The organism is Amphritea atlantica, from assembly GCF_900111095.1.
Lineage (GTDB): Bacteria > Pseudomonadota > Gammaproteobacteria > Pseudomonadales > Balneatricaceae > Amphritea > Amphritea atlantica.
Genome location: NZ_FOGB01000008.1, coordinates 135,792 through 153,662, shown reverse-complemented (window position 1 = coordinate 153,662; position 17,871 = coordinate 135,792). Strand labels below are relative to the sequence as shown.

The following is a 17,871-nucleotide window of genomic DNA, read 5'->3' as shown; positions in this document are numbered from 1 at the left end:
AAGCACCATCAGGTCAGAATCCCAAAGGAAGTATGAGTGGAAGATTCTTCAGAAAATATATACCTGCTTGCCTCTGAACTCATCGATACGAGTGGTACTGACGCATTTACTCCGGCCCTGCTCAGTCTGATCAACTCTGCCACACCCTGTGAATCGGTATTCGCCATTCACTTTCATAAAAATAGCCGTCCAACGATTCTGCTAGCCCCTGACTCAACCCTGTTAACTTCCAAAATAATGGATGAGTATCTGAACGGCTTCTATATGATCGATCCGTTCTATAATGCCTTTAAAACGGGGCTATCAACCGGTTTACACTTTATCAAAGAGATCGCTCCGGATGACTTTTTCGAGAGTACTTACTACACCGAGCATTACTGCAACCGGGGCTATGAAGAAGCCGCGTTTATCATAAACCTGGACAACGATTCGCAGATACAGATATCACTCACTGTCATCGAAACCCCGGCGACAGCCGCCACACGACAACGGCTACAGGCCATATCCCCTCTGGTTATCTCCGCCTATAGAAAGCACTGGCAGAATATCGAAAATACTCAGGAAAGCTCGCAGGACGCCAGCGCTATCATTCATGAGCAGATATCCAGTGTGTTCAGAAACTTCGGCGGTGGCCTGTTAACGGAGCGGGAAAGCGAGATAGCGATACTGATTATCCGGGGCTACTCCTTAATCGCCATTGCAGAGCTGCTGGGCATCGCCCACGGTACCGCCAAAGTTCACTGTAAAAACCTCTACAGCAAGCTGGAAATCAACTCCAAGTCAGAACTGTTTTCGCTCTTCCTGGATGACATTTCCGATAAATAACCGTTCGGTATCAGCTCTGCTGATCTAAGCTCTTCTGGCTAAACTCTTCTGATCGAACTCTTCTGATCGAACTCTTCTGATCGAACTCTTCTGATCGAACTCTTCTGATCGAACTCTTCGGAACAGGCTCTTCTGAACAGACTCGCCTGAATAACCTTCTGGCATAAAGACGGGTTAACAAACCCGGCCCAAACGGTTCAGGGTTAGCTTAATCCACAGCCTTAGCCATCCGCCCTCATAACGCTCTGTTTTAAGTCAGACTTTTCAGCCTCCTCCCCCTCACTATTCACGCTTTGCTGAGCAGAGAAAATCGACAACCACGACCCACTGAAATTTATTTTTGTATCCAAAAATGCATTTTTTATTGCATATACACCCATGATTTGCCTATTATTGTATCCATAAAAACAAACAACACTATTTCGGAGTCCTTTCTATGTTTCCTAAAAACTGCTGGTATGTAGCCTGTACCCCTGATGAAATCGCAGAAAAACCCCTCGGCCGTACAATCTGTGGCGAACAGATCGCTTTTTTCAGAGATGGCGATGGCAAAGTCGCTGCGGTGAAAGACTTCTGCCCCCACCGTGGCGCACCACTCTCCCTTGGCTATACCGAAGGCGGCGGCCTGGTGTGTGGTTATCATGGTTTGAAAGTTGGCCGCGACGGTAAAACCCTCTCGATGCCCAAGCAGCGGGTGGGCGGTTTTCCCTGCATGAAGAGCTATCCTGTCGAAGAACGTTACGGGTTTATCTGGGTGTGGACAGGCGATGCCGATAAAGCCAGCAGTGATGCTATCCCCCATCTGGAGTGGGCAGTCAGTGATGACTGGGCCTACGGCGGCGGGTTGTATCATATCCAGTGCGATTACAAACTGATGATCGACAACCTGATGGATCTGACCCACGAAACCTACGTTCATTCCACCAGCATCGGTCAGAAAGAGATCGATGAAGCACCGGTTAAAACAGAGAAAGTGGGTAATGAGGTCACCACCAGCCGCTTCATGGACAGTGTGATTGCGCCCCCCTTCTGGCAGGGGAACCTGCGGACCAAAGGTTTGCCCGATGACCAGCCGGTAGATCGCTGGCAGATCTGTCGCTTTACCCCCCCAAGCCATGTACTGATCGACGTAGGTGTCGCTCTGGCCGGTAACGGTGGCCGGGAAGCTCCGGCAGATAAGCGGGTAAACAGTGTCGTTGTCGACTTCATCACCCCTGAAACAGAAACCAGCCACTGGTATTTCTGGGGAATGGCACGCAACTTTAAAGCCGATGATCCGGCACTGACAGACGCGATTCGCGAAGGTCAGGGAGGCATTTTTGCTGAAGATCTGGAGATGCTGGAACTACAGCAGAAAAACCTGCTGGCCAATCCCGAGTTACGACTGCTTAAGCTGGATATTGATGCCGGGGGCGTTCATGCCCGACGTATTATCGACAAGCTTCTGAAAGAGGAAAACCCTGAGGCCGCGGAATCTTCATTAGCCTGACAAACGCTTAACTGACGACCCGATGAAGACCCGGAGAGAATACTATGTTTGAAGTCGAAGTCACCGCCAAGGTGCAGGAAACAGATGATATTCATCTGTTTCGCCTGGCGCGTACCGATAATTCAGCACTGCCGGCCTTTAGTGCCGGCGCACATATTGATCTGCACCTGCCCAATGGGCTGGTGCGACAATATTCGTTGTGCAACCCACCCCATGACCACCACTGTTATGAAATTGGTGTCCTCAAGGATCCCGATTCACGGGGTGGTTCGGTCTGTCTGCATGAGTCAGTCAATGTGGGGGACCGTTTAACCATCAGTGAGCCGCGCAATCTGTTTCCACTGGAGCACAGTGCAAGCCATCACCTGCTGATCGCGGGGGGCATCGGTATCACGCCATTGCTCTGTATGGCCGAACGCCTGGCTCACACCGGTGCCAGTTTTTCCCTGCACTATTGCGCTAAATCCCCGGCGCAGGCCGCTTTTGTTGAGCGCATTAACACCTCTGAATTTGCTGACCGGGTAACATTCCACTTCAGCCAGACAGAGGGCCGTCTGGATATGCAGGCATTGCTTGCCGATCCGGATCAGGGCACTCATCTCTACACCTGTGGCCCAAACCCTTTTATGGATGCAGTGTTACAAACTGCAGCCGCACAAGGCTGGGATGAACCCCGGTTACACCGGGAATATTTTGCCGCGGCAGCCAGCTCAGGCGAAGCCGATAGTGCATTTGAAATTCAGATTGCCAGTAGTGGCGAAGTGATCCAGATCCCGGCAGATAAAAGTGCCCTGGACGTCATGCTTGATCTGGACATTGATATTCCCTTTGCCTGTGAAGAGGGGGTGTGCGGTACATGCTCCACCCGCCTGCTTTCCGGCGAACCAGACCACCGTGATGTCTATATGTCCCCGGAAGAACACGCCAGAAACGAAGAGTTCGCGCCTTGCTGCTCCCGCGCCAAAAGCGCCCGTTTAGTACTGGATATATGAACATCGGGTTACTGGCTAGCTGATACGTATTACAAAAAACTGTGCTGAATCCAATAACAATAAATAACCTTTAAAGGTACCTACATGAAACTAAAAACAACCATAAAACGTTCTATTGCTGTTTGTGCTTTATTACTCGGGGCTGGCAGCGCCAGCGCGGCTGAACCGGAATTCACCTTTAAACTGCACCATATGCTACCACCTCCATCAAACGCACATACGAACTTCCTTGTTCCCTGGGCAGATAAAGTGATGAAGGAATCCGATGGGCGGATAAAGATTGATATCTACCCATCGATGCAACTGGGGGGCAAACCACCACAACTGTTTGACCAGGTACGTAAGGGTATCGTTGATATCAGCTGGACAGTGACCGGATACACGCCTGGCCGCTTCCCTAAATCCACTGTGTTTGAACTCCCCTTCATGGCAGCCGATGCAAAATCGGTGAGCATGGCGATTCAGGAGTATGCCGAACAGGAGATGGCTGATGAGTTCAAAGATGTGCACCTGCTGGCGATGCATGTGCACTCCCCCGGTTCCCTGCACTCGCGGGATAAAGCGATCCACACCGTTGCAGACCTGGATGGAATGAAAGTCCGTGCTCCAAATAAAACCATGGCGGCTGCATTTGAAGGGCTGGGCGCCAATACAGTCTTCATGCCTGTACCACAGATGCCAAGCGCGCTGTCTAAGGGGGTCATCGATGTTGCTGTCCTGCCTTTCGAGGTTGTTAAGCCACTGAAAATACACCAGTTGGTTAAACATCATACGGAGATACCCGGAAAGCGCGGCCTCTATGCGAATAACTTTATTTTCAGTATGAATAAAAAAGCCTATGACAGCCTGCCGCCCGATCTGCAAAAAGTGATCGATGATAACTCCGGCGTAGAGCTGGCGGGTTTTATTGGTGAAGCGTTCGATACCTACGAAAGAACCGGCCGTCAGGCTGCTATTGATCAGGGCAACGAGCTATATCAGTTACCCGAATCAGAAATTGCCGCCTGGAAAGAGAAACTGGCCTTCGTAACCGAAGACTGGCTGAAACAGATGAAGGACGATGGCTATGATTCTCAAAGACTATTGGATAAAGCCAATGCCCTGATCGATAAATATCAGGCTCAAAATCAGCAGTAATCGGTCTGCTTAAGCCTGAATCAATACAGGTTAAGCCCAGAGGCCCCGGAACTATCCGGGGCCTTTGACTAAGCCCATAAAGATGCCGGATATCCGCTGCAGATAAACCAGTCGATTAAAGCAACAGAAACGCCACGCTATTCCACCCCTACCGCTTCAGCAATGATGTCACGAAACCAGTGCAGAGCCGGAGACTCCAACCCTCGTCTGGACCAGTTCAGAGCCACCTCAAAGGAGGGCACCTCAAACGGCAGGGAATAGATCTTCAGGGGTACAATTTCAGAAAAAGCGAAAGCAATTTTACGTGGCAGAATAACCATCAACGGTGAATGTTTAAGCAATGATGGCAGCACCGAGAAATGCGGCAACACTAAACTGACTTTGCGCTGCAGCCCCATATCAGCCAGAACCTCTTCCGCTAAACCATGACCCAGGCTGCGCGTCACCAGTGCATGTTTCTGGTTCATAAACTGTTCGAGTGTCAGTTCATCAGCATCAGGGGCAAACTGCTGATGCATGACGCAGACATAACTCTCTTCCAGTATCACCCGACGCTCAATTTGCGCCCCGGGAATAGTCCGGCTACAGATCACGGCATCTACTTTGCCGCTTGAAAGCCACTCCTCTACCTTGTCGATCTCCAGTGGCAACACCTCCAGCTCAACCCCCGGTGCCTGCTGCTGAAGTTTTGTGAATATATAGGGCAACAGTGCCATCTCACCCAGATCCGTCATCGCCAGCGTGAAGCGTTTCTCCGTCTCCGTCGCATCAAAATTTCGCGCGCTGTCCACGGTGTGTTCAATGGTTTGTAATGAATCGCGGAACACCTCATACAGCTGTGTGGCATAGACGGTGGGTTCCATCCCCTCTTTGCCACGCACAAATAACCGGTCATTGAACGTATCCCTCAATCGGGACAACGCATAACTAACCGAGGGTTGAGTAACAAACAGTTTATCCGCCGCCAGGGTGACACTTTTGGCTTCATAAAGCGTGACAAAGGTGCGGATAAGATTGAGATCGATATTAGACAAAATAAATACCATCTATTTTATATAGAAATACTATCAATTGGATAAATTAAAGCAGTCTTTATATGGTAGGGGCAAGTGTTAATTAATCGAGACAATAACAATGGCAACTGTGCATTCCGCAACCTACCAGCTACTGCGACAGCAGGGTATCAACAAAATCTTTGGCAACCCGGGCTCTAATGAACTGCCATTTCTCAAGGATTTTCCTGAGGACTTTGAATATATTTTAGGTCTTCATGAAGGTGTTGTGATGGGGATAGCCGACGGTTACGCGCTGTCCAGCGGTGAACCGGCGATGGTTAACCTCCACGCTGCAGCCGGAACCGGCAACGCCATGGGTGCACTGACCAACGCCTGGTATTCTCATTCGCCACTGGTTGTCACCGCTGGTCAGCAGGCCCGCTCGCTGATGGGGGTTGAGTCGATGCTGTCAAATGTTGACGCAACCCAGCTTCCCCGCCCGCTGGTGAAATGGAGCTACGAACCCAGCTGGCATGGTGATGTCCCCCGGGCCATCAGCCAGGCGATCCACATGGCGACTCAGCCCGCCCGTGGCCCGGTCTACGTGTCCATTCCCCATGATGACTGGCAGCAAGAGGTTGAAGATGATGCCCTGTTGCTGGCAGACCGTGACGTTGCCACCGCAGGTATGCCCTCGACTGCACAACTGACTAAGCTGGCTGACCGGTTGAATAACGCAGTAAACCCGGTGCTGGTACTGGGCCCCGACATCGACGCTTATCATGCCAATGCGTTAGCCGTACAACTGGCTGAAAAAATTGCCGCTCCGGTATGGGTGGCGCCCTCTGCACCCCGCTGTCCTTTCCCGACCCGCCACGCCTGTTTCCGCGGCACCCTCCCGGCAGCCGTTGCCGGGGTATCCGCAAAGCTCGCGGGTCATGACCTGATCATCGTCATCGGTGCGCCGGTATTTCGCTATCACCAACACGCCCCTGGCCGCTATCTGCCAGAAGGCGCAGAACTGGTGCAGCTGACCTGCGATCTGCAGGAAGCCTCAAGAGCCCCCATGGGTGATGCTCTGGTGGGCGATATCAGTGGCATGCTGAGTGCGCTGCTGACAGCGACACAACAGACCCAGCGCAGTATGCCTGTGGCGCTTCCCGTTCCTGCTCCAGCGCCGGATGTGACCGAAGGGCCGCTGACACCGGAGATCATCTTCGATGAGCTAAATACGCTGGCACCGGATGATGCAATCTACGTTAAAGAATCCACCTCCACTGTTACTGCCTTCTGGCAGCGGGTTGAGATGCGTCATCAGGGGAGTTATTTCTTCCCGGCCGCCGGCGGTCTGGGCTTTGGCCTACCCGCTGCGGTGGGTGTACAACTGGCCCAACCTGAGCGACAGGTCATTGGTGTTATCGGCGATGGTTCAGCCAACTATGCCATCACCGCACTCTGGACCGCCGCTCAATATCAGATTCCGGTGATCTTTATCATCCTGAAGAATGGAACCTACGGCGCCCTACGCTGGTTCTCCCGCATTCTGGACGCTGAAGACTCGCCTGGACTGGATGTACCCGGACTGGATTTCTGCGCTATCGCCAGAGGCTATGGTGTTGAAGCTATCGAGATAAACAGTCGTGAACAGTTTCAGACAGAGTTTCAAAACGCACTCAACGCCAAGGGGCCGGTGCTATTGGAAATCCCCACCACAACGATCGAACCCTGAGCAACAGACAAAACAAAAATAATGACGAAGAAAGGAACATGATAATGACAAAACTATTCCCCAAAATAGCATTAGCGGCATCACTGGCATTCGCAACTGGCGCCAGTTCTGCAACAGAGACTCTGCGTTTTGCTCACTTCTGGCCAGCAACCTCAGCAGTCAACACTGAGGTGTTTGAAGTCTGGGCCAAAACCGTTGAAGAGGCTTCAAATGGTCAGATAAAGATTGATATGTATCCATCGCAAACACTGGTAAAAGCCGCTAAGTCATACGATGGTGCAGTAACAGGTCTGGCAGATATCACCGGTGTGGTTCAGGGTTATTCTGCAGGTCGGTTCCCACTGACAGAGATCGTTGAGCTACCCGGCATTACGGCATCAGCGTCCCAGGGGTCCTGTATTCTGCAAAGCCTGTATGACTCAGGCGACGTGGCTCAGGAATACGATGACTCCCACGTGCTGTTTATGTTTTCCACCGGCCCTGCTTATCTGCACACCCGGGAGAAAGAGGTTAAGGTACCGGCTGATCTTGCCGGACTGAGAATGCGTCGTCCCAATGAAGTTGCCGGCTCGATGCTGGCGGAGATGGGGGCAGCGCCCGTTGGTATTCCGGCACCAGGTATTTACGAAGCGCTGGAACGCGGTGTGGTTGACGGCCTGAGCTTTCCATTTGAAGCGATGAAGATCTTCCGCATTAATGAGCTGACCAACCATCATGTTCAGATCCCGTATGGTAGCAGCACCTTTGTCGCTACAATGAATAAGCGTACCTACGAAAACCTCTCACCTGAGCTGAAAAAGGTTATTGATGATAACAGTGGTATGAAGTGGGCAATGAAGGCGGCCAAAGTATTTAACCGTCTGGATCAGGAAGGTCTGGCCGAGGCTAAAGCTCAGGGGGATACCATCCATGTTGTTAACGATCCGCTGAACGATCCTGAATGGGGTATGCCGCTTAAAAATGGTACTGAAAAATATCTCAGGAATATTGAAGAGCGTGGCGCCACCACCGCCCGTGAAGTGTACAAAAAAGCCACCGAACTGCGTAGCAAGTGCGAAGCATAAAACAAGAAAAGGGTAATCAGATGAACAACATCTCTTTGTTAATCGCCGGTAAAGATCAGCCAGCCACTGAGAATGCAACCTTCCAGCGCTGCAATCCCCTCAGCACTGAGGTGGTTACCGTAGCCGCTGCAGCGACAGCCGATGATGCCAGAGCGGCAGCAACCGCGGCGGCTGCCGCTTTTAAAACCTGGTCCCAGTCAGGTGTTGGCGAACGCCGGGCGAAACTACTCAAAGCGGCTGATATTATGGAGTCCTATCAGGATGAGTTTATTAGCCGGATGATGGAGGAAACAGGTGCAACCCCTGCCTGGGCCGGATTCAATGTCATGATCGCGGCGGGGGTGCTGCGGGAAGCGGCGTCACTGACCACTCAGGTGGGCGGCGAGATCATCCCTTCAAACGTGCCTGACAATATGGCGATGGGTGTCCGTGTCCCTTGCGGAGTAGTACTGGGTATCGCCCCCTGGAACGCCCCGATTATTCTGGGTACACGGGCTATCGCGACACCGATCGCCTGCGGTAACACCGTGGTACTGAAAGCTTCAGAACAGTGTCCGGCCACCCATCAGCTGATCGGTCAGGTACTTAACGAAGCCGGTCTCGGTGACGGTATCGTCAATGTCATCACTAACGCCCCGGAACAGGCGGGTGAAGTAGTAACAGCCCTGATTGAGCATGAAGGCGTGCGCCGTATCAACTTCACCGGCTCTACCGGAATCGGCAAAATCATCGCCGAAACAGCCGCGCGTTATCTGAAACCAGCGCTGCTGGAACTGGGCGGCAAAGCCCCCTTTATTGTGCTGGAAGATGCCGACCTGGATGCGGCGGTTGAAGCTGCGGCGTTTGGGGCCTTTTTCAACCAGGGCCAGATCTGTATGTCCACCGAACGGCTTATCGTGGTTGATTCAGTGGCGGATGAGTTCGCCAGCAAACTGGCTGCCAAAGCGAAATCACTGGTCGCCGGTGATCCGCAGGACAGTCACAATCAACTCGGCACCCTGATCAGCACTCAGGCCGGTCTCAAACTCAACGATCTGCTTGAAGATGCCCTCAGTAAGGGCGCCAGCCAGTTATCGGGTGGCAAGGCTGAAGGTGTCATCATGCAGGCAACCCTGATCGATAACGTCACTTCAGATATGCGCCTTTACAGCGAAGAGTCTTTCGGCCCGATGGTAGCGATGATTCGAGTCAAAGATGAGGATGAAGCGATCCGTCTGGCGAACGACAGTGAATATGGTCTGTCAGCAGCAGTATTCAGTAAGGATATAGCCCGGGCGATGGCGGTTGCCAAACGTATTGAATCCGGTATCTGCCATATCAATGCGCCTACCGTCCATGACGAACCCCAGATGCCATTCGGCGGAGTAAAATCCAGTGGCTATGGACGTTTTGGGGGGAAAGCGGGGATTGAAGAGTTTACTGATCTGCGCTGGATGACTCTCCAGCTTGGTCCAAGACACTATCCCATCTGATCATCGGGTGCCTGGTTAAAGGGTTATCACTGGAGCAAGCCTGCTCCAGTGATATATTGGATCCTGCAATCAGCGTCACAGCGTGCACAAGCTAATGTTAACTTTACCGGAACACGATCATGTCTGATAACCAACCTCATAACACCTCTACAGCCGGACTAGCTGAACAACCCCATATCGCAGTGGTGGGCGCTGGCGCAATGGGCTGTTATTTTGGCGGGCTACTGCTTAAAGCGGGCCATCGGGTCACCTTTATTGATGTAAACCCTGAACAGATAGCAACAATCAACGCTCAGGGACTGATTCTGGAGACCGATGATGGACGCAGTGAGCTACCCGCCACCGCAGCACTGGCCGCCGATGTTAACCAACCCGCCGATCTGGTTATTCTGTTTACTAAAACCATGCATACCGACGGCGCGATGCAATCGATTCAGCATCTGCTGACAGCGGATTCCGTAATCCTGTCACTGCAGAACGGTCTGGGAAATGCGGACAAAATAGCCCAGCATCACGATTTCAGCCGCATTGCAGTCGGCACAACGCTGGTGCCTGCCGACCTTCACAGTCCCGGTCATGTGGTGTCCCACGGCCCATCCAGCTCACGCATGATGGATGCCAACACGCAACACCCGGAATGGGTTGATCACCTGGCAGTCCTGTTCAATGGCGCTGGACTAACCTCAGTACTGGACCCGGATATCCACTCAGTAATCTGGTCGAAAGTAGCCTTTAACGCCGCCCTGAACTCAATCTGTGCCGTGACGGGAGCGACACCCGGACGCATTGCAGAGGTTGAAGATTCCGTTCAGCTGGCACGCAGTGTGGTGCACGAGACCGTTCTCGCCGGTGAAGCGAAGGGGATCACTCTCGATGAAACCCATATCTGGGACAATGTTGAGATGGCGATGCGAGAGCACCCCAATCATAAGCCATCAATGTTGCAGGATATTGAGAATGGCCGGGCCACTGAGATCGACTCCATCAATGGTGCCATTGTCATGGTGGCCACTGAAACCGGTATCGACGCACCGGTCAACAGAACCCTGTGTCAGTTGGTCAAACTGAAACAGCATCTGGCGGTATCCGCCTGACGTTAAACCGCTCTGACAGCATATTCCCGGTAGACGTTATCGTCACTGCGATGAATGGCGACATAATTAAGGAATTACTATGAGTATCGCAGTTCCTATCAAGATCGAGGACTATAGGGAGCTGGCCAAAAAACGCCTGCCACGTATGGTATTTGATTATTTAGACGGCGGGGCCGATGAGGAACACAGCCTGAGCCACAACCAAGTGGCACTTTCCAGCATCCGTTTGACACCCAAACGACTTCTGGATGTCAGTAGCCGTACACTGGAAACTGAGCTGTTCGGTAAGCATTTTGCTGCGCCGTTGGCGATTGCCCCCACCGGGCTGAACGGTATTCTCTGGCCCAAGGGTGATCTTGCGCTGGCACGTTCGGCGGCGAAGTTTAACATCCCCTTTATTCTGTCGACGGCATCCAACAGCTCGATTGAAACTGTTGCTCGCTGCAGCAACGGGGAAAAATGGTTCCAGCTGTATGTGCTTCACAGAACGCTGGCGCAACAGCTGGTGGAACGCGCTTTAAACAGCGGCTATACCACTCTGATTCTCACCACTGATGTGGCCGTCAATGGTTTCCGTGAACGGGATCTGAGAAATGACTTTGGTATACCGGTTAAATATACGCCAAAAGTTATACTGGATGGCTGTCTCCACCCCCGCTGGTCGATGGCCCTGCTCAAGCATGGTGTACCTGAACTCGCCAACTTTAAGACTGCTGATGCCAGTGACACAGAGTTGCAGGCAGCCCTGTTATCAAGACAGATGGATGCCAGTTTTGACTGGCAAGCACTTCGCTGGCTGCGTGAGCTATGGCCCCACACTCTGCTGGTAAAAGGCATAATCCACCCGGACGACGCTGTACGCTGTATCAGTGAAGGTGCGGATGGCGTCATCTTATCCAATCATGGCGGGCGACAACTCGACACCTGCGTGGCGCCTATAGAGACTCTGGCACAGAGTGTTGCGGCAACCGACAAACCGATACTGATCGACAGTGGCTTTCGCCGCGGCACCGATATCGTCAAAGCAATCGCCATGGGGGCTAAGGGAGTACTTCTGGGCCGAGCTCTCCTCTACGGGCTGGCCGCACGGGGAGAAGCGGGCGTCGATCATTCCCTGAGTATGATTTTAGCGGATATTGACCGCACCCTGGCAAACGTTGGTTGTCCCTCCACCTCAGCCCTCACCCCCGATTATATCAAATCCCCCTTCTGACACTTCCAGGCGCGCGCAATAAACGCACTGCAGCAATCATTTCACGAAACCGGTGGACTCCAGATTTCGGTTAGAACCGTTCTGGGCCACCTCAAACGAAGATGACATCTCAACATCGAAGGAAACCACCTGCATTTCGAAGCAGGGCTGATAAGTTGTCTGCCTAACGGTTTATTCAGATGGATTGGAAAATGTGCACTCAACAGTGTAAAGCATAGCGGTTGTTCCCTCTCAGACTCTCGACATTCATGCCATGATACAGATGTCCGATCTCAAAGTGATCTCTCTGTTAGCCTGTATGACAATCAATCCCGGCGATTAAGCCAAAAGATCATCACTAGCGACTAAGACAAAAAAGGCACCTGATCGCTCAGGCACCCAAAGAAAAGGAAATCTAAAAAGACCGGCCGGACAATATTCTCTATTACCGGCCGGGTAAGCTCAGGAGTCATCGTGAATCAGATCTCTGTTGATCCCTCCTCTGTCATCACCTCATCTACAGAGTCCAATGGCATCGCCATATGCTCTACCGGACGCATCCGTCTTTTGTTCAGCAGCAGACGGGTTACGTCGGGGCGTGAATAGTGACCACCCGGATCGATGGCACTTTTCGCCACACCGATCACCCCCAGATCAATATCCGCATAGAGAATACCCTCCTGATCTTCCGGCAGTTTGTCACACAGCGGGCTGCCATCCGGGCCGTAGATCACTGCATGCCCTCCCCCCACATGGATCAGCTCACGCTTATCCGGGGTATCGCACAGCTCATCCTCCATCGCCTGAGAGAGTACCGCACTCGGCGCAACCACAAAGCAGGACCCTTCTACCGCGTAAACCTTACTCACCGCATTATTCACTTCATATCCCAGCGCATGGGCAAACGGCTCATAGGTGGTAAAACTGGGCCAGGAAGCCACATGTACCTGTTCATGCTGTGAGTACATGGCGAATTTATTCAGGGAGAGAATATTCTCCCAACAGTTGAGTGCTCCGATGCGGCCCAACTCCGTTTCATGCACCGCCAGATCACTGCCATCACCTTCACCAAAAACAGTCCGCTCTCCGTGAGTGGGACGCACTTTGCGTCGCTGAGCAATCGTTTCACCGTCAGGTGCGATCAGCCACTGAGCAATATACAGCGTCCCGCCGGAACGTTCTGCCAACCCGATTACCGCCATGATATTGTTACGTCGAACCGCGTCACGGATACGCTCAGCCTGAGGGCTGTCGTAGGTCAGCGCGTTGTCAAAATAACGCTGCACAAAACCTTTCTGAATCGCCCAGGCGGGCGCGCCCAGCCAGATCCACCAGGGATAACCCGGAATCCATAACTCTGGAAATGCGACCAGCTTGGCACCATTGGCAGCGGCCTCATCGATATATTGAATGGTTTTATCAACCGCACCATCCAGGTCCAGAAATGCGGGGGCCGCCTGCACAGCAGCAACTTTATATTTGGGATGTTCGATACCCATCACTCTACTCCTAATTAATTAAGACCCAGTTTCATCAGCTTCAGAATGGAATCGATGTTTTTAAACGGAATGCATAGCCGGATGGACGGTTCTCCACCTCAAACTCTTTTTCAAACTTGGCAGTGAACAGCCAGTTCTTATCATTCATATACTTAACTGATGGGCCGATTGAAAAAGCACTGCCTTTTGAATCCGCCAGAGTGACGCCATTCAGCTCATCATTTTTCAGTTGTTTATACAGGTAACCACTGACCCCCACCGTCCAGTCATTACCCAGGCCATAACCAACAGAGTAATCAACATCAAACTCTGTACCGGTTTTGTAATGGGTGGCACTGTTTTCCTGGTTGAAAATCAGGTTGGCTTTGAAGTCCCAGTTAAGTCCCTCAGGATCGATATAGGACATGGTATACAGAGCGATGGTCGACCAGTAGTTGCGGCCAATATTGACGCCGTCATTCTTATCGTAGTCCCCGGTGGGGGCAACAAAATCAACCCCCAGCACACTGTGAAGGTTTTGCGAATGGTGATGCACAATACCCGGTCCGAAGACTATGTCGCCCAGCCCGGTTTTACGCTCACTGCTGCCCATCGCTTCAACTTTCAGGTCAACCAGTGGAAAAATACCATGCATAACCAGCGTACCGCTGCCGACCTCATAAGGCGTTGACCAGACAAACCGGGGCGCAACAACATTCGCAGACAGCTTGAAATCATCGGGGGTAACGGTATTACCATTGTGATCCAGCACCTTATCGGCACGATACATATTGCCAAACACCAGGGTATAGAAGCCTGGCGGAGGTACCGCTCCCATCAAAAAGTTATCACCACCAGAGGCATAGTTGGAACCGCCCCCTTCAGCCGCCTGAACCGTTGATACAGCGCCCAATAACAGGCTGGCAGCAATCACTGCATGAGCGGAGTATTTGATTTTTTTCATTATGCGTCTCCAATTTTAAGACATAGTTATCCCGTTCCATGCTCATGCATGGAGCCAGGCTGTGTTGTAAAAGGTTTAAGAGAAAACGGGTTTATTCAGGATAAAATCCTGCGTATCCCAAACGGATCAATCTGTTTCCGGCGGGTTATAAGACTCCACGCACCACCCGGTGCAAGCACCATTGTCAGAATGGCGATACACCCCAGTATGATGAAATACCAACTGCCATAGCTGCTGAAACACTCGCGCAACAGGAAGTAGACAATTACGCCAATCAGCGGCCCTTCCAGAGTGCCGATCCCCCCCAGTACAGCGATAAAGATAGCCGCAGCGGTCCAGTTGAGTGAGAAGGTGGCACCCGGGGATACCTGCAACGTATTCATATAGGCCACCGCACCCGCCGTGCCGGTGATAGCCGCAGCAATCACCCAGAGAATCACTTTGGTACGCAGTACGTTAACCCCACTGGCAGACGCCGCCGCTTCACTGTCACGAACACTGAGCAGGGCCAGCCCAAGCCGTCCGCGCATCAGCCACCAGATAACCGCCAGTGAGCCAGCCCCGACCGCCAGTGCAGCCCAGTAAACCCCGGCATTGCGTAACCAGCGACTGATACCGGTCATGGTGGTAAGAGGAATACCACCACCGGCTCCCAGCCAGTCGCTGTTAAGCACCGCAATACGGGCCATCTCCGCCAGCACCCAGGTACCTACCGCAAAATAGGCGCCCCGTAAGCGAAACATCGGTACAGCAAAGATCAGCGCAAACAGTATTGAGACGATGATCGATGCAGGCAGTGCCAGCCAGGGGTTGAGGGAAAAGGTCGTTGAAACCGAGAACATCGCATAGGCTCCGATACCCACAAACACATGCTGGCCCACCGAAACAATACCGCCATATCCGGCCAGCAGATTCCAGGCCAGCGCGATGGCATAGAAAGTAAATAGCTCAACCATCAGTCGCTGAGTCGAATAGCCTGTAAACCAGGGCAACGCAATCAGCACGCCCAGCAATCCCAGCAAAATGATGCTTTTGATCCAGTAGGTTTTATTCACAGCGACCCCAGTAGTGTTTGCAGCAGCGGCAGTCACAGACAGATTTTCAGATTTCATGATTTCCCCCCTTTAAACAGGCCCTGTGGGCGGGCAATCAGTGCCAGCAGAAATACCAGATGACCAAAAAACGGCCCAAGACCAGTATCAATCCGGGCTCCAAACAGCTGAGATACTCCGATAATCAGACCACCAATAAAGGTTCCCCAGAGATTACCCAGCCCACCCAGGACCACAGCTTCAAAGGAAAAGATCAGCCGCTCAGGACCCGATGCCGGAGAGAACGGAGTGCGCATGCCGTAAAGTACCGAGGCGATACCCACGGTCACCAGAATCAATCCGGTCATATAGGCGAACAGACGTTTGTCATTCACCCCTACCAGGCGGGCGGTTTCCTGATCATCAGCCACAGCCCTGACGGCAGCCCCCACCGGGGAACGGTGGATCAGACGGTTGATAAACCAGAACACAGCGATACTGATCGCCGCCGAGATCAGCGGCAGAACGCCGATACTCATACCACCGAGTTCGACACCCTGAAGTGCCAGGTCACCGGCAGGCAGACTGCGGGTATCGGCACTGAACCCCTCCTGTAACAGGTTCTGAATCACAATCGACAGACCAAAGGTCAGCAGCAGCGGCGAGAGCGGATCCCTGCCGACGACGCGGTTAAACAGCACAACCTGCAACAACCAGCCAATCACAAACATCAACGGCAGCAGCAACAGTAACGAGGCCAGCGGTCCAAGATCAGTGCTCATAACAATCACGCTTGAGAGATAAGCGCCCAGAACAATAAAGTCGCCGTGGGCAATATTGATCATCCGCATCACCCCGAGACTCAGGCTCAGCCCCATGCCAAACAGCGCATAGAGTGCCCCGAGTAACAGGCCATTAATCAAAGTTTCGATAAAAACCAGCATATCAAACTCCAAAGTAGGCGTTAGCAACCGCATGATGGTCAGCATCAGCGGCCGGGCCATCGAGCACCACACGCCCTTTCTGTATACAGTAGAAACGATCCGCTTCAGCCAGCGCACGCTGTACATTTTGTTCCACCAGCACCACTGACATGCCGTCTTTGCGCGCCCTGTTCAGCAAGCGGTACACCTCATCCACGGCATAGGGTGACAGGCCGAGCGAAATCTCATCACACAGCAGTAAGCGGGGGTTGGTTACCAGTGCACGGGAGATTGCCACCAGCTGTTGCTGACCACCGGACAGCTCCGTAGACATGCGGTTCTGCACCTCCGCCAGCGCAGGCAGCTCCTGAAACAGCAGCTCGGCATCCCACTTACCAGGACGTCCGTGATGCTGCGCAAGTTCGATGTTTTCGCGCACCGTCAGACTGGGAAACAGTCGCCGCCCTTCCGGCACCAGAGTGACTCCCCGGGCAAGTTGCTGACGTTCAGACTGCCCCCCCACCGGCTGACCTTCAAACAGTACACTTGCGCTATCGACCTTTAGCGCGCCAACCAGTGCACGCATCAGGGTGGTTTTACCCGCTCCGTTAGCACCGATCAGGGAGATACACTCGCCCTCTTCCACCCTCAGATCGACATCGAACAACGCCTGAAACAGACCGTAATACGCCGACAGGCTGTTAACCTCTAACATCATCACCTCCCGCGTCGGCTACCACCGAGTCCGCTTCATCATCTTCAAGATCAGAACCGAGATAGGTTTCACGCACCGCAGGCACATCGAGCACCGCTTTCGGAATACCGTCGGCAACAATCTGCCCCTCTGCCAATACCACCAGTCGTTCAGCCACCGAAACCAGCGCATGCACCAGGTGTTCAATCCATAACACAGTGACACCGCTTTGATTGATCGACACAATCAACTCCAGTAACTCACCAACCTCGGCATCCGTAAGCCCACCGGCAACCTCATCCAGCAGTAACAGACGCGGTTGTGTCGCGATTGCCCGTGCCAGTTCGAGGCGTTTCCGTTGCAGCAGGGTCAGCGTATCCGCCCCATTATTGGCTAGCGTCAGCAAACCGGTCTTTAGCAAAGCAGCTCGGGCAGACTCGCGCGCTTCCTCACCGTGAAGACCAGCACCAAACGTCGCCGATACCAGGGTATTTTCATAAACTGACAACCCCAGAAAGGGTTGGGGAATCTGGAATGTCCGTGCAACTCCCCGGTGACAGCGTGCCGCAGCATCAAGTCCGGAGAGATTCTCCCCCGCCATCTGAATAGAACCACTATCCGCCACATGCTCACCGGAAATAACGCCAAACAGGGTTGACTTACCTGCACCGTTAGGCCCGATAACGCCGACAAATTCACCTTCATTAACCGTAAGGCTCAAGCCGGGAATAACCACGTTTTTCCCATACGCCTTACGGATATCAACCATCTCTAAAATCATCATCCCACCCT

At 52.7% G+C, this 17,871-nt stretch carries 16 protein-coding genes; 9 read left to right on the top strand and 7 right to left on the bottom strand.

Annotation, left to right across the window (positions count from 1 at the left end):
- Positions 1 to 36 precede the first annotated feature (36 nt).
- From BMY09_RS14165 to BMY09_RS14150, 4 genes are all read left to right on the top strand, one after another.
- Positions 37 to 825, top strand: coding sequence for a helix-turn-helix transcriptional regulator (locus BMY09_RS14165; protein WP_091359537.1), 789 nt, complete (start codon positions 37 to 39; stop codon positions 823 to 825).
- Positions 826 to 1,261: 436 nt separating this feature from the next.
- Positions 1,262 to 2,314, top strand: coding sequence for an aromatic ring-hydroxylating oxygenase subunit alpha (locus tag BMY09_RS14160; RefSeq protein ID WP_091359534.1), 1,053 nt, complete (start codon positions 1,262 to 1,264; stop codon positions 2,312 to 2,314).
- Between the two features lie 44 nt (positions 2,315 to 2,358).
- Positions 2,359 to 3,306 carry a PDR/VanB family oxidoreductase gene (locus tag BMY09_RS14155; RefSeq protein ID WP_091359531.1) on the top strand — a complete coding sequence of 316 codons (948 nt, stop codon included), beginning with the start codon at positions 2,359 to 2,361 and terminating at the stop codon, positions 3,304 to 3,306.
- Positions 3,307 to 3,390: 84 nt separating this feature from the next.
- Positions 3,391 to 4,443 carry a TRAP transporter substrate-binding protein gene (locus tag BMY09_RS14150; RefSeq protein ID WP_091359529.1) on the top strand — a complete coding sequence of 351 codons (1,053 nt, stop codon included), beginning with the start codon at positions 3,391 to 3,393 and terminating at the stop codon, positions 4,441 to 4,443.
- Positions 4,444 to 4,580: 137 nt separating this feature from the next.
- Here BMY09_RS14150 and BMY09_RS14145 read toward each other — a convergent pair whose 3' ends face one another.
- A complete protein-coding gene (locus tag BMY09_RS14145; RefSeq protein WP_091359527.1) occupies positions 4,581 to 5,477 on the bottom strand; it encodes a LysR family transcriptional regulator in 897 nt (298 codons plus the stop codon).
- A 100-nt stretch (positions 5,478 to 5,577) separates the two neighbouring features.
- Here BMY09_RS14145 and mdlC point away from each other — a divergent pair, with 100 nt between their 5' ends.
- From mdlC to BMY09_RS14120, 5 genes are all read left to right on the top strand, one after another.
- On the top strand, positions 5,578 to 7,167 hold the full coding sequence (gene mdlC / locus BMY09_RS14140; RefSeq protein WP_091359524.1) for a benzoylformate decarboxylase: 1,590 nt from the start codon (positions 5,578 to 5,580) through the stop codon (positions 7,165 to 7,167).
- A gap of 44 nt (positions 7,168 to 7,211) precedes the next feature.
- Positions 7,212 to 8,231, top strand: coding sequence for a TRAP transporter substrate-binding protein (locus tag BMY09_RS14135; protein ID WP_091359523.1), 1,020 nt, complete (start codon positions 7,212 to 7,214; stop codon positions 8,229 to 8,231).
- Between the two features lie 20 nt (positions 8,232 to 8,251).
- The gene (locus BMY09_RS14130; protein ID WP_091359520.1) at positions 8,252 to 9,703 is read left to right on the top strand and encodes an aldehyde dehydrogenase; all 1,452 of its coding nucleotides are present in this window, start codon (positions 8,252 to 8,254) and stop codon (positions 9,701 to 9,703) included.
- Between the two features lie 119 nt (positions 9,704 to 9,822).
- Positions 9,823 to 10,797, top strand: a complete 975-nt coding sequence (locus BMY09_RS14125) for a ketopantoate reductase family protein (RefSeq protein ID WP_091359518.1) — start codon at positions 9,823 to 9,825, stop codon at positions 10,795 to 10,797.
- Positions 10,798 to 10,876: 79 nt separating this feature from the next.
- A complete protein-coding gene (locus BMY09_RS14120; protein WP_175483546.1) occupies positions 10,877 to 12,010 on the top strand; it encodes an alpha-hydroxy-acid oxidizing protein in 1,134 nt (377 codons plus the stop codon).
- Between the two features lie 458 nt (positions 12,011 to 12,468).
- Here the strand turns inward: BMY09_RS14120 and BMY09_RS14115 are convergent, their stop codons facing one another.
- The 6 genes from BMY09_RS14115 to BMY09_RS14090 form a co-directional block, all read right to left on the bottom strand.
- Entirely contained in the window at positions 12,469 to 13,488 is a 1,020-nt protein-coding gene (locus tag BMY09_RS14115; RefSeq protein ID WP_091359516.1) for a carbon-nitrogen hydrolase family protein, read from the bottom strand.
- Between the two features lie 40 nt (positions 13,489 to 13,528).
- Positions 13,529 to 14,431: a SphA family protein gene (locus BMY09_RS14110; protein ID WP_091359513.1), complete on the bottom strand. Its 903-nt coding sequence runs from the start codon at positions 14,429 to 14,431 to the stop codon at positions 13,529 to 13,531.
- A 95-nt stretch (positions 14,432 to 14,526) separates the two neighbouring features.
- Positions 14,527 to 15,543 (bottom strand): branched-chain amino acid ABC transporter permease, encoded by a 1,017-nt coding sequence (locus BMY09_RS14105; protein WP_091359511.1) that lies wholly within the window; start codon positions 15,541 to 15,543, stop codon positions 14,527 to 14,529.
- A complete protein-coding gene (locus BMY09_RS14100; RefSeq protein ID WP_091359508.1) occupies positions 15,540 to 16,406 on the bottom strand; it encodes a branched-chain amino acid ABC transporter permease in 867 nt (288 codons plus the stop codon). Before BMY09_RS14100 ends, BMY09_RS14105 begins: the two co-directional genes overlap by 4 nt.
- Before the next feature lies 1 nt (position 16,407).
- On the bottom strand, positions 16,408 to 17,100 hold the full coding sequence (locus BMY09_RS14095) for an ABC transporter ATP-binding protein (protein ID WP_091359666.1): 693 nt from the start codon (positions 17,098 to 17,100) through the stop codon (positions 16,408 to 16,410).
- Positions 17,087 to 17,863: an ABC transporter ATP-binding protein gene (locus BMY09_RS14090; RefSeq protein ID WP_217647446.1), complete on the bottom strand. Its 777-nt coding sequence runs from the start codon at positions 17,861 to 17,863 to the stop codon at positions 17,087 to 17,089. The genes BMY09_RS14095 and BMY09_RS14090 overlap by 14 nt, the downstream gene beginning before the upstream one ends.
- Between the last annotated feature and the right edge of the window lie 8 nt (positions 17,864 to 17,871).